General features: G+C 67.1%; 22 protein-coding genes. 7 read left to right on the top strand and 15 right to left on the bottom strand.

Annotated features, from left to right (window positions below; genetic code table 11):
* Nucleotide 1: 1 nt before the first annotated feature.
* Entirely contained in the window at nt 2-712 is a 711-nt protein-coding gene (locus tag BLW05_RS25840; protein ID WP_093166432.1) for a fumarylacetoacetate hydrolase family protein, read from the top strand.
* A 100-nt stretch (nt 713-812) separates the two neighbouring features.
* Here the strand turns inward: BLW05_RS25840 and BLW05_RS25835 are convergent, their stop codons facing one another.
* From BLW05_RS25835 to BLW05_RS25805, 7 genes are all read right to left on the bottom strand, one after another.
* Nucleotides 813-1,745, bottom strand: coding sequence for a LysR family transcriptional regulator (locus BLW05_RS25835; RefSeq protein ID WP_093166431.1), 933 nt, complete (start codon nt 1,743-1,745; stop codon nt 813-815).
* Nucleotides 1,746-1,811: 66 nt separating this feature from the next.
* Complete coding sequence (locus BLW05_RS25830; RefSeq protein WP_093166430.1) at nt 1,812-2,228, bottom strand: GFA family protein; 417 nt, start codon at nt 2,226-2,228, stop codon at nt 1,812-1,814.
* A 14-nt stretch (nt 2,229-2,242) separates the two neighbouring features.
* On the bottom strand, nt 2,243-2,707 hold the full coding sequence (locus BLW05_RS25825; protein WP_093166429.1) for an SRPBCC family protein: 465 nt from the start codon (nt 2,705-2,707) through the stop codon (nt 2,243-2,245).
* A gap of 2 nt (nt 2,708-2,709) precedes the next feature.
* A complete protein-coding gene (locus BLW05_RS25820) occupies nt 2,710-3,024 on the bottom strand; it encodes an ArsR/SmtB family transcription factor (RefSeq protein WP_093166428.1) in 315 nt (104 codons plus the stop codon).
* A 134-nt stretch (nt 3,025-3,158) separates the two neighbouring features.
* Complete coding sequence (locus tag BLW05_RS25815; RefSeq protein WP_093166427.1) at nt 3,159-4,013, bottom strand: ABC transporter permease; 855 nt, start codon at nt 4,011-4,013, stop codon at nt 3,159-3,161.
* A gap of 39 nt (nt 4,014-4,052) precedes the next feature.
* The gene (locus BLW05_RS25810) at nt 4,053-4,835 is read right to left on the bottom strand and encodes an ABC transporter ATP-binding protein (RefSeq protein ID WP_093166426.1); all 783 of its coding nucleotides are present in this window, start codon (nt 4,833-4,835) and stop codon (nt 4,053-4,055) included.
* The gene (locus tag BLW05_RS25805) at nt 4,832-5,842 is read right to left on the bottom strand and encodes an ABC transporter substrate-binding protein (RefSeq protein WP_093166425.1); all 1,011 of its coding nucleotides are present in this window, start codon (nt 5,840-5,842) and stop codon (nt 4,832-4,834) included. The genes BLW05_RS25810 and BLW05_RS25805 overlap by 4 nt, the downstream gene beginning before the upstream one ends.
* A 147-nt stretch (nt 5,843-5,989) precedes the next feature.
* Here BLW05_RS25805 and BLW05_RS25800 point away from each other — a divergent pair, with 147 nt between their 5' ends.
* Together BLW05_RS25800 and BLW05_RS25795 are read left to right on the top strand one after the other, a co-directional pair.
* The gene (locus tag BLW05_RS25800) at nt 5,990-6,664 is read left to right on the top strand and encodes a response regulator transcription factor (RefSeq protein ID WP_093166424.1); all 675 of its coding nucleotides are present in this window, start codon (nt 5,990-5,992) and stop codon (nt 6,662-6,664) included.
* Nucleotide 6,665: 1 nt separating this feature from the next.
* Nucleotides 6,666-8,081, top strand: a complete 1,416-nt coding sequence (locus BLW05_RS25795; protein WP_093166423.1) for a sensor histidine kinase — start codon at nt 6,666-6,668, stop codon at nt 8,079-8,081.
* Here BLW05_RS25795 and BLW05_RS25790 read toward each other — a convergent pair.
* The 5 genes from BLW05_RS25790 to BLW05_RS25770 all read right to left on the bottom strand — a co-directional run bounded on the left by BLW05_RS25790 (nt 8,078) and on the right by BLW05_RS25770 (nt 13,344).
* On the bottom strand, nt 8,078-8,422 hold the full coding sequence (locus BLW05_RS25790) for an FHA domain-containing protein (protein WP_093166422.1): 345 nt from the start codon (nt 8,420-8,422) through the stop codon (nt 8,078-8,080). The two genes, BLW05_RS25795 and BLW05_RS25790, sit on opposite strands and share 4 nt — an antisense overlap.
* 76 nt (nt 8,423-8,498) lie before the next feature.
* Entirely contained in the window at nt 8,499-9,791 is a 1,293-nt protein-coding gene (locus tag BLW05_RS25785; protein ID WP_093166421.1) for an MFS transporter, read from the bottom strand.
* Nucleotides 9,791-10,243, bottom strand: coding sequence for a MarR family winged helix-turn-helix transcriptional regulator (locus BLW05_RS25780; protein WP_256330494.1), 453 nt, complete (start codon nt 10,241-10,243; stop codon nt 9,791-9,793). The genes BLW05_RS25785 and BLW05_RS25780 overlap by 1 nt, the downstream gene beginning before the upstream one ends.
* A 134-nt stretch (nt 10,244-10,377) precedes the next feature.
* Entirely contained in the window at nt 10,378-11,334 is a 957-nt protein-coding gene (locus BLW05_RS25775) for a DUF5996 family protein (RefSeq protein WP_093166419.1), read from the bottom strand.
* Nucleotides 11,335-11,448: 114 nt separating this feature from the next.
* Complete coding sequence (locus BLW05_RS25770) at nt 11,449-13,344, bottom strand: hypothetical protein (protein WP_143044925.1); 1,896 nt, start codon at nt 13,342-13,344, stop codon at nt 11,449-11,451.
* A gap of 180 nt (nt 13,345-13,524) precedes the next feature.
* Between BLW05_RS25770 and BLW05_RS25765 the strand changes: the two genes are divergently transcribed.
* Together BLW05_RS25765 and BLW05_RS25760 are read left to right on the top strand one after the other, a co-directional pair.
* Nucleotides 13,525-14,187: a response regulator gene (locus BLW05_RS25765; RefSeq protein ID WP_093166417.1), complete on the top strand. Its 663-nt coding sequence runs from the start codon at nt 13,525-13,527 to the stop codon at nt 14,185-14,187.
* A 15-nt stretch (nt 14,188-14,202) separates the two neighbouring features.
* Entirely contained in the window at nt 14,203-16,134 is a 1,932-nt protein-coding gene (locus BLW05_RS25760) for a sensor histidine kinase (RefSeq protein ID WP_093166416.1), read from the top strand.
* Between the two features lie 6 nt (nt 16,135-16,140).
* Here BLW05_RS25760 and BLW05_RS25755 read toward each other — a convergent pair whose 3' ends face one another.
* From BLW05_RS25755 to BLW05_RS25745, 3 genes are read right to left on the bottom strand one after another with little or no spacing between them, the layout of a single operon-like run.
* Nucleotides 16,141-17,751 (bottom strand): hypothetical protein, encoded by a 1,611-nt coding sequence (locus BLW05_RS25755; RefSeq protein WP_143044924.1) that lies wholly within the window; start codon nt 17,749-17,751, stop codon nt 16,141-16,143.
* Nucleotides 17,741-18,988, bottom strand: coding sequence for an ATP-grasp domain-containing protein (locus tag BLW05_RS25750; protein ID WP_218135229.1), 1,248 nt, complete (start codon nt 18,986-18,988; stop codon nt 17,741-17,743). Before BLW05_RS25750 ends, BLW05_RS25755 begins: the two co-directional genes overlap by 11 nt.
* Entirely contained in the window at nt 18,985-20,493 is a 1,509-nt protein-coding gene (locus BLW05_RS25745) for a pyridoxal phosphate-dependent decarboxylase family protein (protein ID WP_256330493.1), read from the bottom strand. The genes BLW05_RS25750 and BLW05_RS25745 overlap by 4 nt, the downstream gene beginning before the upstream one ends.
* Nucleotides 20,494-20,654: 161 nt before the next feature.
* On the opposite strand from BLW05_RS25745, the gene BLW05_RS25740 reads away from it, so the two are divergent.
* The gene (locus BLW05_RS25740; protein ID WP_177142819.1) at nt 20,655-21,128 is read left to right on the top strand and encodes a MarR family winged helix-turn-helix transcriptional regulator; all 474 of its coding nucleotides are present in this window, start codon (nt 20,655-20,657) and stop codon (nt 21,126-21,128) included.
* Complete coding sequence (locus tag BLW05_RS25735; protein WP_093166412.1) at nt 21,125-22,648, top strand: DHA2 family efflux MFS transporter permease subunit; 1,524 nt, start codon at nt 21,125-21,127, stop codon at nt 22,646-22,648. The genes BLW05_RS25740 and BLW05_RS25735 overlap by 4 nt, the downstream gene beginning before the upstream one ends.
* The last annotated feature ends 68 nt before the right edge of the window (nt 22,649-22,716 follow it).

Genomic DNA, 22,716 nt, shown 5'->3' with positions numbered 1-22,716 from the left:
CATGAACCCACCCACCTACCTCTGGAACCCGCCGCCGGTGCAGTCGATCGCCGTGCAAGGACGCGGCGAACGCTACCCGGTCAACCGGCTCTTTTTCGTCGGCCGCAACTACCACGCGCATGCGATCGAGATGGGGCGGCCTGTCGACAAGTCGGCCGAGGCGCCGTTCTACTTCACGAAGAGCCCGTCGACCCTGGTCGCCTCGGGCGCGACAGTCGCCTATCCGCCGGGCACGCGCGACTACCAGCATGAGATGGAGCTCGTCGTCGCGATCGGCGAGCCCGGCTTTCGCGTGAGCGAGGACCAGGCCGCTTCGCTGATCTACGGCTATGCCTGCGGCCTCGACATGACCCGGCGCGATCTGCAACTGGTGGCGCGCGAGAAAGGACGCCCGTGGGATCTCGGCAAGGACGTGGAGGATTCGTCCGTCGTCTCCGAGATCGTGCCGGCTCCCGGCGTGGTGCAGGGCAGCGGCGAACTCGTGATGACGGTGAACGGTCAGGTCCGCCAGAAGTCCGACCTGTCGCGGCTCATCTGGTCGATTCCCGAACTGATCGCCGATCTCTCGAAGTACTACCACCTGCAGCCGGGCGACCTGATCTTTACCGGCACGCCCGAAGGCGTCGGACCGGTGAAGCCGGGCGACCACATCGAAGGCCACGTGGCCGGCGTCGGGTCCATCGTGCTGAACGTGGGGCCGGAGCACGCATGACGGCGCGGGATGTGCAGGGCCTCGATCCCTTCCGGTTCGGCGACGCGCCCATCCGTAAGGCGTTGCACGCGCACCGGGTGCAGATCGTCGGGCAGGGCGCCTAGCTCGAGATCGCGCCGACCCGGCCGCTGTCCTGGCCGAAGAGTTCGAAGATCAGTTCCCTGAGCCATTGGTGGATCGGGGAGCGATGCACCTTCGCATGCCAGAACACGTTGATGGCCACTTCGGGCAGCGCGGCGGGATGCGGGCGATAGCTCAGCTGGAAGGGTTCCACGAGGCTCGCGGCCAGAGTTTCGGTCACCGTCGCGACGAGGTCCGTCTCGCGAAGGATGTGCCCGACGCTCACGAAGTGCGGCACCGAGAGGATGATGTTGCGATCGACGCCGGCGCGGCGCAGCAAGTCGTCGACCTTGCCGTGACCTGTTCCCGCCGAAACGATCGCCAGATGTTCGGCGGCCTTGAAATCCGCCATCGTGATGCGCTTGCGGTCGAGCCGGTGCCCGCGCCGGAACACGCACACATAGCGCTGGCGGAAGAGCTGCCTCTGGAAGAATCCGCCCCGTAGTTGCGGCAGCGGGCCGATCGCGAGATCGACCTTGCCGGACTCCATGTCGTCGCGAAGATTGGCGACCGAGTTGCGCACCGTGTTCAGGCGCACGCCGGGCGCCACTTCGCGAAGGCGCTTCACCAGGGCCGGCAGGAACACCACCTCGCCGATGTCGGTCATCCCGATCGTGAGAAGGCGCTTGGCGCTCGCCGGATCGAACTGCGGCTGCTGGTTCAGGCCACCGTGGATCATGCCCAGCGCCTTGCCGACCGGCTCCGCCAGTTGCTCCGCAAAGGGCGTCGGGACCATGCCGGCACCGGTGCGGACGAAGAGGGCGTCGCCAAGCTGGCGGCGGAGCTTGGCGAGCGAGTTGCTGACGGCGGGCTGCGAGACGCCGAGGGTCTCGGCAACTCTCGAGACACTGCGTTCGACCGTCAGTTGGTGGAAAAGGACGAGGTGGTTGAGATCAAGCTCTGTGAGTTCCATGCGCCGGTGTTATCACAGATCGTGATAAGGGGCAAACCGCCTATTCCGTCTATTCCGCCTATGTGCTCAAGCGGTCGGCATCCGCTCGAAGGCCTTCAGCGAAGGATCGATGGCATCCCACGCCAGCCCGCGCATGCTGTACGTCAGCACCTGCGGCTCGAAGCGGTCCGGCTCGTCCAGGCTGGCCGCGGCGACCGCGATCAGGTCCGGCATCGCCGCAAAGCGCAGGTAGACCGGCGTGCCGCAGACCGGGCAGAAAGCGTGGATCTTCATGTTGCCGCTGTCGCCGGCAACCTCCCAGTGCGTTGCCTCGCCGGTGATCGTCATCTCGGCGCGCGCGGGAAAGGTCAGGTAGGAGCCGTGCCCGGTGCCGCTTCGCCGCTGGCAGTCGCGGCACTGGCAGTGGTTCTGGAAGATCGGTGCGTGATTCGTTGCGTAGCGGATCGCGCCACAGGCGCATCCGCCGGTGTAGGGCTGGGTCATGGGCGACTCCCGGTTCAGGCTGCCTTGGGCTTGGCGAAGACGTCGATGCCTTGCCCAGTCTCGAGCAGGGACTTGAGGCTGGAGAGAACGATCGGCCATCCCTGCGTGACGCCTTTGGCCATTGCGCTGCCGGCCTCGAGTTCGTCGTGGGTGACGGTCAGCCGCACCATGTCCTCGTACGACTCGACATCGAAGGTCACGCGGCTGTAGCTGGCCGGATCTGCGGCCTCCGACGGGCTCGCCCAGCTGATGACCAGGCGCGACGGCGGCGAAGTCTCGACCACCTTTCCGACGATGTTGACCGTGCGCTGCTCATTGGCGCGCACGTGCTCCCAGGTGGATCCAGGCTTCCATTCGGAGACGTTCTCGTGGCCCCAGTAGCGCCGCGTGATCTCCGGCTTCGTGATGGCCTCGAACACCTTCTCGGGCGTCGAGCGGATGTAGGTCACGTAGACGAAGCGGGTTCTGTCTTTGTTCATCGTCACTCTCCTTCGAGTTCCTTCTTCAGGTCGTGCAGCAGGCCGAGCCGCCGGCGTTCGAACTTGCGCACCCACCGCTCGTAGACCGCGTGAAGCGGCACCGGATTGATGAAATGCAGTTTCTCCCGGCCGCGCCAGACGATGCTCACCAGGTTCGCCTCTTCGAGGAGGCCGAGGTGTTGCGTCACCGACTGCCGCGCCATGTCCAGGTGCTCGCAGAGTTCGCCCAGCGTCTGCCCGTTGTTCTCATAGAGCAGGTCGAGCAGCTTTCTGCGTGTCGGGTCGCTCAGCGCCTTGAAAACCTTGTCTGCGTCCATCCGTTGCGTTCGTGCATCGGCGAATAATATGCAGGTAAATACCTGCATGTCAAGCCAGGCCCCGAGCAGACAAGAAAAATGGCCGGGGCAGCCTCATCGGCTGCACCCGGCCATGCGCGGCGCGGAGACGAAGCTCAGAAGGCCGCGGGCCTCCATTTGAGAAGTCGCTTCTCCAGCGACGTGAGGAGGAAGTCCGCCGCAAGCGCCACCACCGCCAGCACGATCATCGCGGCGAACACGCCGCTGGCGTTGAACGCACCTTGCGCGGTCGATATCAAGAGGCCGATGCCTTCCTTGGCGCCGAGGAATTCACCTACGACGGCACCCACCAGCGCGAAGCCGAAGCTCACATGCAGGCTCGCCAGGATCCACGACATGGCCGAGGGAATGACGACCGACATGGTGACCTGGCGCGGCGATGCACCGAGGATCTGCGCGTTCGCGATCATGTACTTGTCCGCTTCGCGCACGCCCTGGAAGGCGTTGCCGAAGACGACGAAGAACACCATCACCACGGCCAGCGCGACCTTCGACGCCATGCCCAGGCCGAGCGCGATCACGAAGATCGAGCCGAGCACCACGCGCGGGATCGAGTTGGCGATCTGGATGTAGAGGCTGAAGACATCCGACAGCAGCTTGTTGCGGCCGAGCAGGATGCCGCAGATCACGCCGGCGATCGAGCCGATGAGGAAGCCGATGACGGTTTCCTCCAGCGTGACCGCCACCTGCATCCAGAGCGAGCCTTGCGCGGTGCCTTCACGCATCCATTCGACGAGCTGGTCCCAGATCATCGAAGGCATCGAATAGAAGAACGGATCGATCCACTTGTGGCGGGCGGCCAGTTCCCAGCCGCCGAGGGCGATCACGAGCACCAGCACGCGCAGCGAGATGATCATGGTGCGGCGGCGCCGGATGCGCGCCTGCGCGCTCTCGGATTCGCGGGCCAGCGCTTCGTCGCTCAGGACGGCCGGCAGGACGAGTTCGGTCATGCTTGAAAAGACTCCAGGAAACGGGATTCGGCAACGGGTTCAGGCAAGGACGGCTTCCTGGCGAAGGTCTTCCCAGATGTGCTTGGACAGCTCGATGAACTGGGGTTCGTAGCGCACCTGCGAGGTCACGCGCGGGCGCGGCAGATCGATGTCATACACGCGCTTGAGCATGCCGGGCCGCGCCGACAGCACGAACACGCGGTCGGCGAGCGCGATCGCCTCTTCGAGATCGTGGGTGACGAAGACCACCGAACCGCCGGTGCCCGACCAGAGCTTGAGCAGCTCGTCCTGCATCAGCGTGCGGGTCTGCATGTCGAGCGCCGAGAAGGGCTCGTCCATCAGCAGGATCTCGGGGTTGTTGATGAAGGTCTGCGCGAGCGCGACGCGCTTGCGCATGCCGCCCGACAACTGGTGCGGGTAGTGGCCGCCGAACTTGCCGAGGCCGACGCGCTGGATCCAGTCGCGGGCCATCTCGTGCGCTTCCCTCTTCGACTTGCCGCGGAACATCGGCCCGGCCGCGACGTTCTCGAGCACGCTGCGCCACGGGAACACCGCGTCGGCCTGGAACACGAAGCCGATGCGCGGGTCGATGCCCCGCACCGGCTGGCCCATCACCTTCACTTCGCCCACGGTGGGGCGCAGCAGGCCGGTGACCATGTTCAGCGTGGTCGACTTGCCGCAGCCGGTCGGACCGACGATGGCGACGAATTCGCCGCGCGCCACCGACATGCTGAAGTTGCGCAGGGCAACCGTGGCATTGCCGTCCGCCGAGATGAAGCGCAGCGAGACGTCGCGAAACTCAATGGCTGGCGTATCGGTCACTTGGCGCTCGCCGCGAGGTAGGCGTTGGTGTAGGTCTTCGCCAGGTCGATGTTCTTGCTCTTGATGAGCGGCTTGTAGGTGGCCAGCACCTTCAGCACGGTCTCGGGTCCGCCGGCGGGCATCTTCGCGTCGGCGGTGAACATCGGGAGCGATGCGGCAAGTGCCTGCACGTACAGGGCCTTGTCGCTGCCGTAGTAGTCGCGCGGCACCTTCTCGGCGATCTCCTCGGCGCTGTGCGTGTGGATGTACTCCATCGTGCGGGCGAAGGCATGGGCGAGCTTGGCGGCCTGCTCCTTGTGGGACTCGGCCCAGGCGTTCTGCACGTAGAAGCTCGCGGCCGGATAGAGACCGCCCAGTGCCGCGGTCGTGTCCTTCTCGGTGCGCAGGTCGACCAGCACCTTCGCGTCGCCGGTCTTCAGCATCTCGGAGACAGTGGGTTCGGTGGTCATGCCGGCCTGGATGCGGTCCTGCTTCATGGCCGCGACGAAGGTGTTGCCGGCACCGACCGGCAGCAGCGAGTAGTCCTTGGTGGCGACGCCCTGGCGATCGGCCAGGTAGCGCGTGAGGAATTCGGTGGACGAGCCAAGGCCCGTCACGCCGAGCGTCTTGCCCTTGGCGTCGGCCATCGTCTTGAAGGTGGGCGCCGCCTTGGTCGACACCAGCTCGACTTCGCCGGGCACCTTGCAGAACACCGCGATGGCCTGGATCTCCTTGCCCTTGCTCTGCAGGTCGATGGTGTGGTCGTAGAAGCCGACCACGCCCTGCACGGCACCGGCGATGAGCTGGTTCTCGGCATCGACGCCGGCCGGCTGCGATTGCAGCTCGACGTTCAGGCCTTCATCCTTGAAATAGCCCAGCGCTTCGGTGAGCTTGGCCGGCAGGTAGATGATCTTGTTGATGCCGCCGACCATGATGGTGATCGGCTCGGCAGCCTGGGCGAAGGGGGCTGCGGCAGCCATTGCGGAACACACGGCGGCGGCGAGCAGGTGGCGGTGGAAGGCGCGCATTGGGAATCAGTCTCCTGGGTATCTAAAGGGTGAAGGCCAGTCTAGGTGGCGCGATCTTTCGGCTTCCTTTCGGCGCGCGTCGCGATTCCTGGTGGTTAACCCTAGGTTCAGCGGCCGTTTCGTGCGTTCCTAGAATCCCGCACCGTCATGAAACTCCTCCTCGTCGAAGACAACGCGCAGCTCGCCTTGTGGCTGGCCAATCTGCTGCGCGAACAGGACTTCGTCATCGATCACGTCGAAGACGGGGATGCCGCCGACCGGTTGCTGCAGCAGACGCGCTATGACGTCGTGCTGCTCGACCTCAACATCCCCGGCCTGTCGGGCAAAGGCGTTCTGCGCCGGCTGCGGGCCCGGCGCGACGATGTGCCGGTGCTGGTCCTGACGGCCACCGCCTCGCTCGACCAGAAAGTGATGTGCCTGGAGATCGGCGCCGATGACTACCTCGTCAAGCCCGTCGAGGTGCGCGAGCTGGTGGCGCGCATCAAGGCGCTGGTCCGCCGCCAGGTGCCGGGCAAGGCCAACGACATCGCCTGCGGCGACCTTCACTACGACCTGCGCACGCGGCAGTTCACGCTCGCCGGCGCCGAGCTGGCATTGCCGCCGCGCGAACGCACGCTGCTGGAGACACTGATGCTCAAGGTGGGCAGCACGGTTTCCAAGCAGACGCTGGTCGACGCGATCTTCGGTCTCGAAGACGAACCCAGCGTCGACGCGGTGGACCTCTACGTGCATCGCCTGCGGCGCAAGCTGGAAGCGGCGCAGGCCACCATCATCACCCTGCGCGGCGTCGGCTATCTGCTGCGCACGCGCGACGAAGGCTGACTTGCTTTCGAGCCTGCGCGTTCGACTGGCCGCGTGGCTGCTGTTGCCGCTGTCGGTGTTCGTCGTCGTCTGCGGTTACCTGAGCTGGCGCAACGCGGCCGCGGTGGCGGACTACGTGCAGGACCACGACCTGCTGGCTTCGGCGAAGGTCCTGTCGGAGCGGCTGATCTGGGAAGGCGACAACGTGCAGGCCAGCATTCCGCCCTCGGCGCTGAGCCTGTTCGCCTCGCCCGATCGCGACCAGGTCTTTCTCAGCGTGACCGATGCCGGGGGCAACCTGCTTGCGGGAACGCCCGGGTTTCCGTTGCCGGCGAAGCGTCAACTGCAGGGCGTGGACCGCGCGCAGTGGTACGACACCGAGTTCAACGGCCTGCGGCTGCGCGCCGTCGTGACCGAACGCGCCATGTATGACGTCGGCGGCGGCGCTGACGTCACCATCGCGGTGGGGAAGACCACGCGCAGCCGCGACCACATGCTGAGCAAACTGTGGCTGCCAACCGTCGGCTTCCTGCTCATCGCCCTGGTGCTGGCCATCGCCCTGACCACGCTGGCGTTGACCTGGGAACTGCGCCCGGTGCTCAAGCTGAGCCGGCAACTGGCCCGGCACGATCCGCTGCGGCTGGATTTCGCGGTCGACGCGCGCGCGCTTCACTCCGAACTGCAGCCCGTCGCGGAGACCATCAACAGCTTCGTGCGGGAACTGCGGGCGCATTCGGAGGCGCAGCGCCGCTTCATCGCCGATGCCGCGCATCAGCTGCGCACCCCGCTCGCGCTGCAGGCCTCGCAGATCGAGTACGCGCGATACACGCGGCAGCATCGCGGAGAGTGGGAAACGCGCCGCGCCGACATGGATGCGATGTGGATGGCCATGCAGACCAGCAACCGGCGGCTGGTCGACGTCACCAACAAGCTCCTGCTGCTGGCCCAGGCCGAGCATCGCGATGCCTCGGAGAGCCTGGAGCGCGTCGATCTCGCGGCGGCGGCGCTGCACGGCATCGAGCAACTGGCCGCGCTGGCCGATCGCCGCCGCATCGACCTCGGCATGGAACGCCCGGCGGGCGACGACCCCCTCTGGGTGCGGGCGCAACCCGCGTTGCTCGACGCATTGGTGAGCAATCTCGTGGACAACGCGCTGCGCTACACCCAGGAAGAGGGTCGCGTGACCGTTCGCTTGCGCCGCCTCGGCGATGAGGTCGAGCTCTCGGTGGAAGACAACGGCCCCGGCATTCCGGCCGAGGCGATCGAGCGTGTGTTCGAGCGCTTCTATCGCGTGTCGCAAAACACCGAAGGGACCGGCCTGGGCCTGGCCATCGTGCGCGAGATCGCACGCGCATTCGGTGCCGCGGTCTCGCTGACCTCGAACGAAGACAGCCGGACTGGGTTGCGAGCGACGGTGGTGTTTCCCGGTCCGGTCTAGACCGTGCGACCCCAGTCGGTCAGCGCCAGATCCTTGGGCAGCTCGAAGTGGGTGTGGCGCGTCAGGAAACGGATGCTGCAATCGCCGATGTCGATCACATCCCCGTGCTGCAATGCCCGGTGCTTCACCAGACGGCCGTTGACCAACGTCCCGTTGCGGCTCGCCAGATCGATGAGCCAGGTGGTGGCCCCTTCGACGCGAAATTCCACATGGTGCCGGCTCACCTGGGGATGGTCGATCCGGAGGTCGTTGCTTGCATCGCGGCCGACGAGCGTCCGTTCGCCGGACAGTTCGATTTGCTTCGGGGTACTGTTCTTTCGCATCAGGAGCAAGCGGGCCATGGGCGGGGACTCAATTTGCAGGGATGTAAGACTTAATGTTACATCAAAATGTAACCTAAATGCTTATACCGTTGAATTAAATCGTCCGTGAGATTTCGCGGCCCGGCTCCACCCCCGCAGGCTGCGAGCCGAAGCGCAGCCGGTATCCCTCCACCCGAGGCCGCAGGCCGTGGTGCTTGATCAGGTGGCGCAGCCCGATCGCGGCGGAGCAGAGCCCCGCGGCAGCGGCCACGCCCATCGCCCAGCGCGGGCCGAAGGCATCGGCCACCCAGCCCACCACCGGCGCGCCGATCGGCGTGCTGCCCAGAAGGGTCGCCAGCAGGATGGCAATGACACGGCCGCGCAAGGCCGGCTCGGTCGAAAGCTGCACCAGGCTGTTGGTCGACGTGGTGATCGTCTGCGCGGCCACGCCGGTCACGATCAGCGCAATGCCGAAGCCGATGACATTCGGCATCAGCGCCGCCGCGAGGCAGCCCAGCCCGAACACCGCCGAACCCACCATCAGCAACCCGAAGCGCGGCTTGGCCCGGCGGGCGGCCAGCAGTGCGCCGGTGACCGAACCGATGGCCATGGTCGATGAGAGCAGGCCGTACTGGCTGGGCCCGCCGTGGAAGGCGCCGACCGACATCGTGGAGATGAAGATCGGGAAGTTCAGGCCGAACGTGGCCACGAGGAACAGCATGGCGAGGAGGGCGCGCAGATCGGGGCGGTTCCAGACATAGCGGAAGCCTTCCATCAGGCCGGCCTTTTTGCGCCCCGCTGCGTCCTGCCGCGGAAACAGTTCGCGCTGGCGCAGGCAGGCCAGCGAAACCAGCACCGCCACGAAGGAGAGCGCATTGAGCAGGAAGGCTTCGCCGGGGCCCGTGGCCGCGATCACCAGCCCGGCCACTGCCGGCCCCACCATGCGCGCGGCGTTGAAGGAGGTGGAGTTGAGCGCCACGGCATTGGCCAGTTCGGCATCCGACACCAGCTCGGCCACGAAGGTCTGGCGCGCCGGCGCATCGAAGGCCGCGACGCAGCCCAGCAGCAGCGCGAAGACGTAGACGTGCCAGAGCTGCGCCATGCCGCTCACGGTGAGCAGGCCGAGGCCGAGCGCCAGCAGGCCCATCGACGCCTGCGTGGCGATCAGCAGCTTGCGGCGGTTCAGCCGGTCGGCCGCCAGGCCGGTGAAGGGCAGCAGAACCAGCTGCGGGCCGAACTGCAGCGCCATCACGATGCCGACGGCGGTCGCGTTGTGATTCGTCAGGTGCGTCAGCACCAGCCAGTCCTGCGCGGTGCGCTGCATCCAGGTGCCGATGTTGGACACCAGCGCGCCGGCTGCCCAGAGGCGGTAGTTGCGGATGCCGAGGGAACGGAAGGTGTTGCCCATCACGCCTCCAGCAACCGCTGCAACAGGCGCACGGCGCTGGCGATCTGCTTCTGTTCAGCCGCGGAATAGCGTGCGGAGATGGTGCGCTGCAGCCAGTCCTCGCGCGCGGCGCGGACCTGCCGGAACATCTTGCGCGTCTGCGGCGTGATCGACAGCAGCGTGCGGCGGCCGTCGACAGGGTCCGGCGCGCCCTTGATCCAGCCGGCCTCCATCAGCGCGGACACCGTGGCCCCCATGGACTGCGAGCGCACGCCCTCCGCCTGCGCCAGCTCGGTCACCGTGGCGCCGTCCTGGCGCTCCAGCCGCAGGAGCACCGCGCGCTGGGATTCGGTCCAGTCGGCGACGGAGGCTTCCTGCCGCAGGCGGCGGCGCAGTTGCCCGGCGAGCATGCGCAGTTCCACCGCCAAGGCGTGAGCGGTGTCGGTTTCGTGGCTGGCAAGGTCTGTGGACAAGCGCATGGCTCCTGGCGTGCGTGCGGTCCTCCACTGCTGGTCGGATCAGCAGCATTGGACAGGAAGACTACGAAGTTTAGCTTCCTAATTTGTCCCTTGCTGCCGTACGGCAAAAACCGTCGGCTTGTCCTCTTCTAACCGTGAACCGCCCTCGGCCTGCCCGGCACGCCGACGCCGCAGGCCAGGCCCCGATCCCAACCCGCGAGATCGGAAGCCGCGCGATAGCTGGAGGACAGGAACTCCAGCAGGGCCGCATCAGGATCCGCGGCCTTCCGCACGGCGTCATAGGGCAGCAGCCACTCGCCCATCGCGTCGCTCCAGATCGCTTCGCCAGGGCCGACCTTCGCCTGCCCGAACCCCGGCGGGGTCGGATAGGCATAGGAAAAGAACGCCGCATCCGGATACGCGTCGTTGCCGGGCCAGAAGCCGGCACTGCTGACTTCATGCGAGTAGGCCTCACGCGTCACCGGATCTGGCAGTCCCGGGAAACCGCCCGGATGCACCGGTGCCGCGCGGCCCGAGAAGCGCGTCACGGCCAGATCGAAACTGCCCCAGAAGAAGTGCACCGGACTGCACTTGCCGAGGAAGCTGGTGCGGAAGACCTTGAACAGGCGATCGACCTGCACCAGCGCGCGCCAGAAGCGATGAACCGCATCCGCGTCGTAGGACGCGTGCATCTCGTCATCGGGAAAGCGGATCGGCGAGGGCAGCTCGTTCGGCACGACATTGATCGTGACCGGGAACCCCGCCGTCTGCAGCTCGCGCATCAGGCGACGGTAGAAGGATGCGACCGACATCGGTCCCAGATCGAAGCCGCCATCGGGCCCTTCGGAGCCCCGGACGACCAGGCGGTGCTCGACGAAGTCGAACTCGATCTCGACGATGCCGCCTCCGGCATGGATGGCCGATGTGCCGAGCCCGCGCGCGGTGACATACAGCGGGACCTGCCATCCATGGTTGAGCCAGGGCGACAAGGTCAGGCGGACCTTGCCGACGATCTGTGTCCACAGGTGCAAGGTCTGCAATGTCTCCCGCCACTGCGCGTAGTCGAGGACCGGCCATGAATTGCGGAGGGTGTCGGCTTGCTGCATCGTGGTTCCCCGGCAGTGCGAGGTCTGGATGGTAGATGCGTTGGCCCACCCGAAGCAATCGAACCCGCGCGGGCCGCCTCCCGCGATCCGCGCTGGTTCCCACGACCCTTCGCTCTACTTGTGATAGTAGGTCTGGATGCTGCGACGGTTCTGGTCGGGGGACTCGACCCACATCATCTGCGACGCGACGGTCTGCTGAGCCGGGTTGAAGGTGAGGGTGGTCGAGATGGCGCCCGAGGCGTTCGGCAGCACGGACTTCTCGACGTTGTCGATCGTGGCGTAGCCCGCGTCCGAGCGCTTCATCTGCACATACGCCTGCGACAGCGGATAGAGGTTGCTCGCGCCGAACGGGATCGTGCCGCCGGTGGTGGGGAACGCGCTGAATGCGCTGATGGTCGACGCATCGATCACCGGGAACACACCGGTCGCGCCAGCCTCCGCCAAGGTGAGCGGGCGCCGCTCGATCTTGAAGCGATAGATGCCGTCGGCCGGTGCGCTTGGCGACTTCACCAGCGTGTCGCTACTGTCGTACGGGGTCAGCGTGTACTGCGCGTTGTCGGGGATGGCGGCGATCTGCGCGTCGCTCATCCCGGCAGCCGTGGTGTTCGCGCAGGTGGTGGCCAGCAGGTAGGTCTCGGTGCCGATGCCGTCGATCAACCAGCGTCCGCCGAGCGCGGGCTCCGTGTAGCGCAGGCCCGCTGGCGGCAGGCCCGGGCCCTGCACGATGATGTACGAGATGGGGGTGCTGCCGTCGTTGGTCTTGACGGGATCCTCGATGTTGAACTCGAGGCCCGTCTTCACGCAGTCCGAGCTGCCAGGCAGTCCATGATGCTGCGTCGTGACCGCGAACCACTCGAGGTTGAGCGAGCGCTGGTCGCCGTGAAGACGCCAGATGCCATCCGTCGGGCTCTTGCGGACCTTCCAGTTGTCGAGACGGCCGAGCTCCACGCCGCTGCTCGTCTTCACCGAGAACGACAGGTGCGCGGTCACGCCGTTGGGGTTGTCGTAGTCGATCTGGCGCAACTCGATGTCGGTGAACGTGACGCCGATGAACGCAGCGTTCGAGGTGAACTCGGCCACCGCGGTCGCGCGGTCCGAGTCGCTCCAGAGGAAGCCACTGGTCATCAGCGGCGTCAGGTCCCCGCTCTTGGGCGATCCGTTCGCGAACTTCGCGGTGAAGTCCTTGAGCACCTGCCGCACGAGGTCCTGATCGGTCGCGCCGGAGGCGACATTGGTGCCGCTGAGCGTCGCCGGCGAAGCCTCCGCCGCGGCCTTGACCGCGAGATCGTCCGTGACCGTGATGGCGTTGACCACGTTGGAGATGGTCGCGGTGTTCGCCGCGGTGTCGTAGCTCACGCGGATCACGTCGAGCGCCTTGTCGAGCGGGTCGGACAGCGGCGTGAACGCGCTGTGCAGCAGATCGATGGCGGCATCCACGCCAAGTGCGGTCAGCACCGGCAGCAGCTTCTCCTTCAGCTTGGCGACCTCCGCATCGACCAGCGCCTTGTCCGCCAGGGTGCTGTTGCCGCTCTGATCGAACTTGTCGAAGTAGTCCTGCGCGAGCTGGCCCGCGATGTTGGAAACCACCAGGTCGGTGAGCTGCGTGATGTTGATGCGGCCGTTGAGATCGGCCTGTGTGGCGATCGAATGGACGATCGCATGCACGCCGTTGGCGGAGCCTTCGGCGCGGAACACGAAGGGAGCGGTCATGCCGCTCACGTCGATCGAATAGCTGCCGTTCGTGCCGATCGGCGCGGTCCGGGTCGCGCCCAGCGCATCCTTCACGGTGACGGTGCCGACCAGCGGCGCGCCCACGGCTGCGACGCCGCTGATCTTGGTGCTCGTCTGCGTGCCGTTGCCATCGGAGCCGCTGCCGGCCGTGCCCGTGCTGCTTCCGGTTCCGAGCGCGGCAAGACCGCTACTGCCACCACCGCCTCCGCCGCACGCGGCCAGCGAGGCTGCGAGTGCGAGCACGGCACCATGAATTGCCCAACGCTTTGCTGATTTCATCGAACTCTCTTTCGGTCTTTGCAGGTTGTTGTTCTCGCCGCCGCCCCCTTCGGGCGATGGCCGACGAAGAGAGGCTACCGATGGCCTGCGCACCCCACATCCCTAGTTCATGGGGCCGGGTCACAGAGAAAAGTCTCCCGGGACGTGCGAATATTCACACCCCACCTTCCCTCCGCCGAAATGTCGAATCCAGCCTCCGTCAGCGTCGCCCTTGTCGAAGACGATCCGGCCATGCGCGAAGTCCTGGAGCGCGTGATCCGCGCCGAACCCAGCCTGCGCTTTGCCTTCGGCGCGTCCACCGCCGCCGAACTGCTCGCGTGGTTCGAGACTCATCCGATCGATGTGCTGCTGGTGGACCTGGGCCTGCCGGATCAGCCGGGGCTCGAGGTGATCCGGCGCTGCCGCGAACTGCAGCCGCAGTGCGCGACGATGGTGCTGACGATCTTCGGCGACGAGGTCAACATGCTCAGCGCCTTCGAGGCAGGCGCCAGCGGTTATCTGCTGAAGGACGGCACCGAAGCCGACCTCGCCGCGCACATCCTGAGCCTGCATGCCGGCGGCTCGCCCATGTCGCCCACCATCGCGCGACAACTGCTCGTGCGCTGGCGGGGACGCAGTCCCGCGCAACCCGCGGCGTTGCCTTCCAGCGATGCACTGTCGCCGCGCGAGATGGAAGTGCTGAGCCTGATCGCGCGCGGCTTCACCTATGCCGAAGTGGCCACCCGGATGGACATCCTGCTGTCGACGGTGCAAAGCCACGTGCGCAACATCTACGGCAAGCTCGATGTGCACAACAAGGCCGAGGCCCTGTTCGAAGCGCGGCAGCTCGGCATTCTGAGCTGACCGGCGGACGGGCGCATGGTCATTCGTTCATCGAACCCCGCGCCCCACGCCCTGCGATGGCTCCTGGCATGCGCGGCCGTGATCGCGCTCGTCCTCGGCATGAAGGCCGCCATCGCGCCGCCCGCCGAACCTGAGGGGACGATCCGGACCTTCGATTCGGCGGATGCCCTGCTCGAGCCCGATGGAAGGGCGCCCATCGAGGGGCCGGTCGACCTTGCGCGCCGCTGGGACGGCGATTTCCCGGGGCAGGGCGGCCGCGCGAGCTACCGCATCATGCTGCCGCCCCGTGACGGCCACGTACCCATGGCGCTCCTGTTCTCCCGCGTCGGCAGCCAGGTCGAGGTCCTCGTCAACGGCGGGGTCGTCCAGCATTGGGGGACGCTGGGCGACCCGCTCTTCGACGCCGCCAAGCATCCGGTGATGGCCGTGGTCCCGGCCGCGCTGCTGCATGCCGATCGCCCGAACGAGCTGCGCGTCAACGTGACGATCCAGCCGCAAAGGCTCGGCGGACTGTCGGTGCTGCGCTATGGACCGCAGGACGCGATCGAGGCGATGTACGACACCAACCGTCGCTGGCGAGAGATCGCCATGCTCGTGTTCGCGGTCGGGCTGCTGGGCATGGGCGTCTTCACCGGCGTGCTCTGGATGCGGCAGCGCCTGCCGATGTACGGGTGGTTCAGCCTGGGTGCGCTGCTGGGCATGCTGCGCATCGTCGACCGGGCCTGGGCGGACGTGCCCGTGCCATGGCCCTGGCTCGGCGCCCTGGCGGCGATCTGCTACATGTCGCACATGGCGCTGATGTGCCGCTTCGCGGTGCTCGCTACCGGAGCGGCGCCGCGGGCCGTCGATCGCTCGGTCGACGTCGCCATCGTGGCCAGTTCGTTGCTCACCGTGCTTTCATACGCGCTTTGCAAGCCGCTGCTCCTGACCCTCGGGATCTGCACGATCGTGCCGATGGCCCTTGCGTGCCTGTGGACGGTCGCGAGGCGCGCCTGGGCGGGCGGCGGCGCCGGTGCGTGGCTTCTCGCGGCTGCGCTCGTGGCGTCCATCGCGGCGGGACTGCACGACCTTGTGCTCGTCCGCCTGTCCAACGCGAGCGGGCTGCGATCGACCTATCTCCAGCACGCGATGTTCGCGTTCGTGCCGATCATGGGCTGGCTGATCGCGGAGCGCTATAGCCGCACCGCCGCGAGCTTCCAGGCGCTCAACGCCGACCTCTCGCGCCGCGTGGACGAGCGCGAGCAGCAGCTCCGGGCGGCCTTCGACGTGCTGCGCGAGCAGCAGCATCTCCAGGCGATCTCGAACGAGCGCCAGCGGATCATGCGGGAGATCCACGACGGCGTCGGCTCGCAATTGGTGGCGCTCCTGAACATGGTGGCCCGTCCCGGTGCGCAGCCGCAGGCGCTGCGCGAGCATGTGCAGTTCGCACTGGACGAGATGCGCATGTCGGTCGATTCGCTGCAGCCTGCCAACGACGATCTCGCCACGGTGCTCGCGACGCTGCGCTACCGCCTGCAGCCGAGGCTGGAAGCCGCGGGCATCGGCGTCGTGTGGGACGTCGCGGAACTGCCGGAGTTGCGGGAGCTGTCGCCCAACATGGTCATGCATGTGCAGCGCATCCTGCTCGAAGCCTTCACCAATGTGCTGAAGCACGCGCGTGCGACCCGCATCATCGTGCGCGCGCGGCTGTGCGACGAGGGATCGGCGGTGACGCTGCAAATCGCCGACAACGGCGTCGGCCTGCGCGGGGATCCGGCGGCGACAGGCGCCGGCCGGCGCCGCGGCGGACGCGGCCTGGACAACATGCGCTCGCGGGCCCGCGCGATCGGGGCGAAGTTCCACATCGACCAGTCAGCGGAGGGCGGTACGTGCATCACGCTCACGCTCAAGGTCGAGCCCGGCGAGTCGGCTTTCTCGGCTTTGTCGCGGCCGCTGGAGCTGGGCTGAGCGCTTCTAGATGCCGGCCAGTTTTTCGGCAGATTCCCTCATCCGGATGGGTGCCCGCGTCAGGGCGATCGAAGCGCCGTGCTTTCGGCTGGAGATCGATGCCGCGATGCTGTCCAGGCAGGCCATCCCCTGGTCGATGATGCCGTCGCCAAGATCGCGATCGCGCGCGGCCTGAACGACCAGCCTCGCGCTCATGCAGAGGCGCAACGCGCTGACCTGAACGCCCGATCGTTGTCCGGCGTCCACCGGCTGCCCCACCTGGAAGGCCCAGGCGCGGCTGTCCGAGGCTGCCGCTTCCATGCGGCGATGAATGGCCGCCGTTTCGTCGCGGCCCAGCGGAACACGTGCGCCGCCGCGTGCCGGCCGGTGCAACAGGAAGGGATGGATCGTCTGGATGCCATCCCACGCCGAGGGCGCATGAAGCGCAGCCCGGTCGAGCGAGGGAACAGGCAGCGCCGCGAAACACGGATCGCGCGCGAGCCGCGCTTGCACAGCGGCGGCGAACCGCCGGAGGATGTCGCGCGCCTGCAGAGGCGGAATCGCCTGGAATTCCCGCAGCTCGTGGATCGCGGCCTGCCAGCGCATCAGCAGGCCGAAGTTCGCATGCGACGCCAGCGCCTGCGCGCAAGGCCAGTCTCGAGGCCATTCCTCGCGGGCGGAGTAGGCGCGCAACGGCGTCGAAGCGAAGTGCCCGCGCTGCGTCGCGCTCAGTGAAGGCGGCAACAGCAGCGCACCGGAGAACGGCGGACCGGTCAGGAACTTCGACCCCGTCACCGCAACCATGAAGCCGCAGCGCAGATAGGCACGCAGCGTGCCGGGTTCGATCCGGAACTGACAGGCATCGACCAGCACCTGCACCGCGGAACCCCAGCGACGGCGAATTTCAAGGACCGAGGCGATGCCCGGCGCGATGCAACCTGTCTTGGACAGGTCCATCAGCACCAGCAGCACCCGGCGCCCATCACGCACTGCGCGGTCGACGAGCGCGGTGACTTCCGCGTCCACCCGCTTCGCATCGCGAGGAACGCCATCGACCGTGCGGATCGGTACGTCGAGGATCTCGCCGTCGCACGAATCGCCGACCGGCTCTCCCGGCACTGTGGCGCGCCCGAGTGCGCTCCAGGTGCTGAAATGCCGCCCGGCCAACGCGGCCGGCACGCCGCTGCCGCTTTCGGAACCACCCGCCGTGATGATGGCCAGCGGCTTGTCGATATGGCTTTCGCGGGCCATCCGCGTCGCGAGAAGATGAACATCCGTGCCTGAAGCCGCGAAGACGAGCCCGGCACCGGAAGACGCATCGATGCCGCACATCCGCAGCAGTTCGAGGCGCAGCCGGTCCATCTCCTGCCCATAGAGCCATGCCGGCGAACAACCCTGTGCCAGGCTGCCGGCGAGTCGATCGCGAAGCGCATCGACCACGGCCAGCGCCGACGGCGAGATCCCCGAAGAGGTGGACGATCCGAAAGGCACCACGTTCGATGTCGCGATCGGGCTGCATCCGTACTTGTTCCGGCCGGTCACCGGGTCCAGCGCGATGCGGTGATCCCCGCCGCTGACCAGCAATTCGCGCACGGGCGGCAAGGCCGCGCGCGCAGCGGCCGCGGCCTCACTCGGCATGGGCACGCCGGCTGGCATGAATCAGCAGGGCCCTGAACGCGTCGAACACCTTGCGCATCGGCGCCTGCTTGTAGGGGAACACATCGATCGGGTCGATGTCGTGCACGACCATCGCGGTGTCGGCTTCGAAGACGAGCAGCTCTCCCGTCGGCATTTCCGCGCAATCGAGTCCGAGGTAATCGAGGTCCATGCGCTCCTGGATCAACGCCAGGGCGCGCCGGTGACGCAGCGCGAAGCCCTTGTCGAAGTCGCGCATGATGGCCGCTTCCTCCTCGCGCTTCGCCGCGTTCTCCGTCATGCCGGCATTGAGGTAGTGGATCATCCAGTGGCTGGAGATGCCGACGTGGCAGATGTAGGGGCGTCCCTCGATGAGGACGATCCGGTACTTGCGAAATTGGCCGTCCGCGCCGCGATAGTCGATGAACCTCGACACATAGAAGGCTGGCGCGGCGCTCCCGGTGAGATAGTCGGCGAGTGCCGCCGCGTCGTCGATCTTCTCGAGGCCCTTGCCGGCATGCGAACCCAGCGGACGGACGATGATCGGGAAGTGTCCATCTGGCAGCACCGCCCCGAGCCCGCGTCGCCCTTGCGCGATGTCGTTGAGTACCTGCCTGTCCACTCGCGACGTGGGGGGCATGCAAACGCCCGGCAGGCCGGCGAGCGTCGAGGCGGCCGCGTCGCGCGACAAACGCTGCACGCGCTCCGGCAGATTCAGCACGGGGCGCGGCCAGATCGCGGCGAACTCGCGAAGATGTTCCAGCACCGGCTGCGTCCGATCGGATTCGCCGACTGCGATGAACAGCACGTCATGCTCGGGAACGGACTCGGGCAGCGGCTGCTCCGGCGTCACGTAAAGCACTTCGAGCGCGATGTCGGAATCGTGGAGCAGGCACTCCAGGGGCGTGTTCGACATCAGGTCGCCCGACACCGCGATCGCCAGCACGCGCAGGCGAACGTTGCCCTCGCGAGGCGCGATCACGCGATAGAGCCGCTGGGCCTGCAGCGCTTCCGCCTGCACGGTCATCGCCAGCGCGCGATCGCCGATCAGCTGGAGCACGAGCGACAGATCCATCAGTGCATAGGCGTCGTCGGGCTGTGCCTGCACGTGCGCGACCAGCGCCGCGCCAAGCGGGCGCAGGTCCTGGTTCAGGTGCGCGGCCTGCATGAGGTCGCGCAGGCTCATCAGGGTGGGCTCGGAAAGGCTGGCCGCGGTCGCGGGCTCGTGAATGGCATTCATAGCGTGGAGCCGATGGCCCGGGAGATGGAGGATGAAGCGCACAGCGATCGGCCGAGCGCGAGGGTTGCGTCCAGAAGCGCATCGATCTCCCGCACCGAGCTGCGGTGATTGAAGAGCGCGACGCGGATGGCGAAGCGTCCGTCGAGCACCGTCGACGAAGGCGCGGCCGTGCCGGACTCCTGAAGCGCTACGACGAGATTGCGGTTGAGCGCATCGAGCGTGTCTTCATCGCCTGCGGCGTCGTACGTGCCGACGTGGCGAAAGCAGACGATGTTGAGCGACACCGGCGCCAGCAGTTCGAGCTCCGGCGTCTCGCCGATACGCTGCGCGAGGTGTCGCGCGAGTTCGCAGGTGCGGGCGATCATCCCGCCGAGGCGCTCGGCGCCGTAGACCTTGATCGTGAACCACGTCTTCAGCGCGCGAAAGCCGCGCGACAGATCGGGGCCGAAGTCGCACGGCCAAGGCGAGCCGGCGGACATGCCTCGCTCGCCCCGGCTGAGATAGGTTCCCTCCTGCGTGGCGAAGGTGCGCAGATGCAGTTCGCGGTCTCTGACCACGATGAAGCCCGCGTCATAGGGGACTTGCAGCCACTTGTGGAAATCGAAGGCAATGGAGTCCGCAAGCTCGATGCCGCGCAGACGTGGCGCCAGCGCCGGGCTGAGCATCGCCATGGCGCCGAATGCGCCGTCGACGTGGAAATGCAGCCGCTCGCGCCGGGCGAGCGCGGCGAGCCCGGTCAGATCGTCGATAGCGCCGGTATCCACGGTGCCCGCCGTGCCCACCACGAGAAACGGCGTCAGGCCCGCCGCGCGGTCGATGGCAACGGCAGCGGCAAGACTCGCCAGATCCATCTGGCCATCGGCGTCGACCGGGATGGCGCGCAGCTGTTCGCGACCGAGCCCGGCGAGATCCATGCCCTGTGCGATGCATCCGTGCGCCCGCGCAGAGGTGTAGGCGACGAGGCCCGGCGAAAGCCGCGCGACGCCACGGCTTCTGACCTCGGCGCCAAGGGCTCTCGTTCGTGCGACGAGCACGCCGATCAGGTTGGCCATCGATGAGCCCGTGAGGAACAGCCCGCTCGCGTCGCCCGGAAAACCGAACAGTTCGATGACCCATCGCAAGACCTGCGCTTCCACCTCGATCGGCACGTGGTCGCGGCCACCGAGGTTGGCGTTCAGCCCGGCGGCAAGCATCTCCGCGAGCATCCCGACGACCGTGCCGCCGCCGTGCACCCAGCCCATGAAGCCGGGATGCGCATTGCCCACCGAGAAGGGGAGGATGTCCTGCATGAAGCTCAGATGCGCGTCCTGCAGATCACAGCCGTCGAGCGGCAGGGGCGCGCGGAATTTCCGGCGGACGGCGTCCGGCGCCGGCTGCCAGACGGGGCGCTCGCGGATGTCCTCGAGATAGTCCAGGATGTCGTCGAGCATCCGGTGGCCCTGCGCCCGTGCCGCGCGCCAATCGTCGGGATCGAGGCTGCCAGGGGCAGTGGAGGGGGTGGGCATGAGGGATGGCTCTCGCAAGGCACTGTGCAGGGCAGCTTATCTCCGGGGCGGCCGATCCAATGCAGCGAACACAGCGGCTTTCACGCGTCACTTCCCCGCGTCGGGGGAAATTCTCCGCGGGCCTGCGGCGATTAGTAAATGCATTTAATATCCATGCGTTTATGAAATACGACCATACGCAACGTTTCAGCTTTCTGGTCAACCATGTGGCCAAGCTGCACGGTGCGCACTTCGACCGGCTGGCACGCGAACGACTCGGACTGTCACTGGCCCAGTGCCGCCTGATCGGGGCCCTGGCCACCCATGAAGGCGCGGTTCCACTTTCCCAGGCCGAGCTCGCGCAGCGGCTGGAACTCAGCGCAATGGGCGTGGCGGCGCTGTGCGACCGCATGGAAACCGCGGGCTGGATTCGCCGGGAACCTTCCGCCACCGACCGCCGGGCGAACTGGGTGCATCCGGAGCCGCGAGCGCTGACCGCCTTCGACGAGGCGCTGAAGGTCAGCGACGAGGTGCAGGCGCACGGCTTGCGCAATCTCAGCGCGGCCGAGCGCAAGCAACTCATCGCGCTGCTTCGCAAGGCGCGCGAAGGCCTGCTGGCCTGGGAACCCGATGCATCGAAAGGCGGGAAGGCATGAGCCCCTCGACGCACGCCGTTCCGAACCGCGGAATGATCACGATCTCGATCATGCTCGCGACCATCATGCAGGCGCTGGACACCACCATCGCCAACGTCGCGCTGCCGCACATGCAGGGGAGCCTGCAGGCCTCGCAGGACCAGATCACGTGGGTGCTGACGTCCTACATCGTCGCCTCGGCCATCGCGCTGCCGCTCACTGGCTGGCTGTGCGGGCACTGGGGGCGCCGGCGCGTGTTCCTGGTCTCGGTGATCGGCTTCACGATCGCGTCCGCGCTGTGCGGGCTCGCCGGCTCGATGGCCGAGATCGTGGCGGCGCGGCTGCTGCAGGGCAGCTTCGGCGCGGCGCTGGTGCCGCTGTCGCAGGCGGTGCTGCTGGACATCAATCCGCCGCAGAAGGTCGGCCAGGCCATGGCGATCTGGGGCGCCGGCATCATGGTCGGCCCCATCCTCGGCCCGCTGCTGGGCGGCTGGCTCACCGACCAGTTCGACTGGCGCTGGGTGTTCTTCATCAACCTGCCGGTGGGCCTCTTCGCACTGTGGGGCATCGGGCGGTTCCTGCCCGAGAGCCGGCCCCGCGCGGAGAAGCTCGATGTCTTCGGCTTCGTCACGCTGAGCCTCGGCATCGGGCTGTTGCAGTTGTTCCTCGATCGCGGCGAGCAGCTCGACTGGTTCGACTCATGGGAGATCCGCCTGGAAGCCGCCGGCGCGGTGATCGCACTGGCGTTCTTCGCGGTGCACACCTGGACGGTGCGGGGCCAGAGCTTTCTCAACCGCGAGCTGCTCAAGGACCGCAACTTCGTCACCGGGCTGCTCTTCGCCTTCATCGTCGGCATGATCCTGTTCGCCACGATGTCGCTGCTGCCCACCTTCCTGCAGGGCCTGATGGGCTACCCGGTGGTCTACACCGGCGCCGTCACCGCCCCGCGCGGCGTGGGCACGATGATCGCCATGATGGTCGTTGGCCGGCTGGTGCAGCGGGTGGACGTGCGCGGCATCATGGCGGTGGGCTTCGGCCTCACGGCCTTCTCGCTGTGGCAGATGACGCGCTTCACGCCGGACATGGACAGCACGCTGATCGTCACCTCGGGCTTCATCCAGGGCCTGGGCATCGGCTTCACCTTCGTGCCGCTGTCGACCGCCACCTTCGCCACGCTGGCGCCGCACCTGCGGCACCAGGGCACGCCCATCTTCAGCCTGCTGCGCAACATCGGCAGCAGCGTCGGGATCTCGATCGTCCAGGCCCTGCTGACCGAAGGCTCGAGTAGCGCCCATGCCAACCTGGCCTCGCTGGTCGCGCCGGGCAATGCGGGCCTGGCCTATCTGGGGAGCGCCGCGAACATCGGCACCCCCTCCGGCCTGGCGGCACTGAACATGGAGGTGACGCGTCAGGCGGCGATGATCGCCTACCTCGACGACTTCTGGATCATGATGGCGATGACCGCGCTGTCGATCCCGCTGTTGCTGCTGATCCGCAAGCCGCGCCGGGCAGCGAGCGGCCCTGCGGAAGTGCCGCACTAGGTTCTCCCCCAGCCTCGCCCACTTTGTGTGGCTCGGACACCCCCTTCCGGGGGCAACCCCGGCGGCCC

Source organism: Variovorax sp. YR216, from assembly GCF_900107745.1.
Lineage (GTDB): Bacteria > Pseudomonadota > Gammaproteobacteria > Burkholderiales > Burkholderiaceae_C > Variovorax.
Note: the sequence above shows the minus strand (reverse complement) of the source record. Positions and strands in the feature narration are given on the sequence as shown.

What these genes read in the sequence shown, in the direction of transcription:
- BLW05_RS25840 (WP_093166432.1), top strand. Translation starts at nt 2, where the DNA reads ATGAACCCACCCACCTACCTCTGGAACCCGCCGCCGGTGCAGTCGATC.
- BLW05_RS25835 (WP_093166431.1), bottom strand. Translation starts at nt 1,745, where the DNA reads ATGGAACTCACAGAGCTTGATCTCAACCACCTCGTCCTTTTCCACCAA.
- BLW05_RS25830 (WP_093166430.1), bottom strand. Translation starts at nt 2,228, where the DNA reads ATGACCCAGCCCTACACCGGCGGATGCGCCTGTGGCGCGATCCGCTAC.
- BLW05_RS25825 (WP_093166429.1), bottom strand. Translation starts at nt 2,707, where the DNA reads ATGAACAAAGACAGAACCCGCTTCGTCTACGTGACCTACATCCGCTCG.
- BLW05_RS25820 (WP_093166428.1), bottom strand. Translation starts at nt 3,024, where the DNA reads ATGGACGCAGACAAGGTTTTCAAGGCGCTGAGCGACCCGACACGCAGA.
- BLW05_RS25815 (WP_093166427.1), bottom strand. Translation starts at nt 4,013, where the DNA reads ATGACCGAACTCGTCCTGCCGGCCGTCCTGAGCGACGAAGCGCTGGCC.
- BLW05_RS25805 (WP_093166425.1), bottom strand. Translation starts at nt 5,842, where the DNA reads ATGCGCGCCTTCCACCGCCACCTGCTCGCCGCCGCCGTGTGTTCCGCA.
- BLW05_RS25800 (WP_093166424.1), top strand. Translation starts at nt 5,990, where the DNA reads ATGAAACTCCTCCTCGTCGAAGACAACGCGCAGCTCGCCTTGTGGCTG.
- BLW05_RS25790 (WP_093166422.1), bottom strand. Translation starts at nt 8,422, where the DNA reads ATGGCCCGCTTGCTCCTGATGCGAAAGAACAGTACCCCGAAGCAAATC.
- BLW05_RS25785 (WP_093166421.1), bottom strand. Translation starts at nt 9,791, where the DNA reads ATGGGCAACACCTTCCGTTCCCTCGGCATCCGCAACTACCGCCTCTGG.
- BLW05_RS25775 (WP_093166419.1), bottom strand. Translation starts at nt 11,334, where the DNA reads ATGCAGCAAGCCGACACCCTCCGCAATTCATGGCCGGTCCTCGACTAC.
- BLW05_RS25770 (WP_143044925.1), bottom strand. Translation starts at nt 13,344, where the DNA reads ATGAAATCAGCAAAGCGTTGGGCAATTCATGGTGCCGTGCTCGCACTC.
- BLW05_RS25765 (WP_093166417.1), top strand. Translation starts at nt 13,525, where the DNA reads ATGTCGAATCCAGCCTCCGTCAGCGTCGCCCTTGTCGAAGACGATCCG.
- BLW05_RS25760 (WP_093166416.1), top strand. Translation starts at nt 14,203, where the DNA reads ATGGTCATTCGTTCATCGAACCCCGCGCCCCACGCCCTGCGATGGCTC.
- BLW05_RS25755 (WP_143044924.1), bottom strand. Translation starts at nt 17,751, where the DNA reads ATGCCGAGTGAGGCCGCGGCCGCTGCGCGCGCGGCCTTGCCGCCCGTG.
- BLW05_RS25750 (WP_218135229.1), bottom strand. Translation starts at nt 18,988, where the DNA reads ATGAATGCCATTCACGAGCCCGCGACCGCGGCCAGCCTTTCCGAGCCC.
- BLW05_RS25745 (WP_256330493.1), bottom strand. Translation starts at nt 20,493, where the DNA reads ATGCCCACCCCCTCCACTGCCCCTGGCAGCCTCGATCCCGACGATTGG.
- BLW05_RS25740 (WP_177142819.1), top strand. Translation starts at nt 20,655, where the DNA reads ATGAAATACGACCATACGCAACGTTTCAGCTTTCTGGTCAACCATGTG.
- BLW05_RS25735 (WP_093166412.1), top strand. Translation starts at nt 21,125, where the DNA reads ATGAGCCCCTCGACGCACGCCGTTCCGAACCGCGGAATGATCACGATC.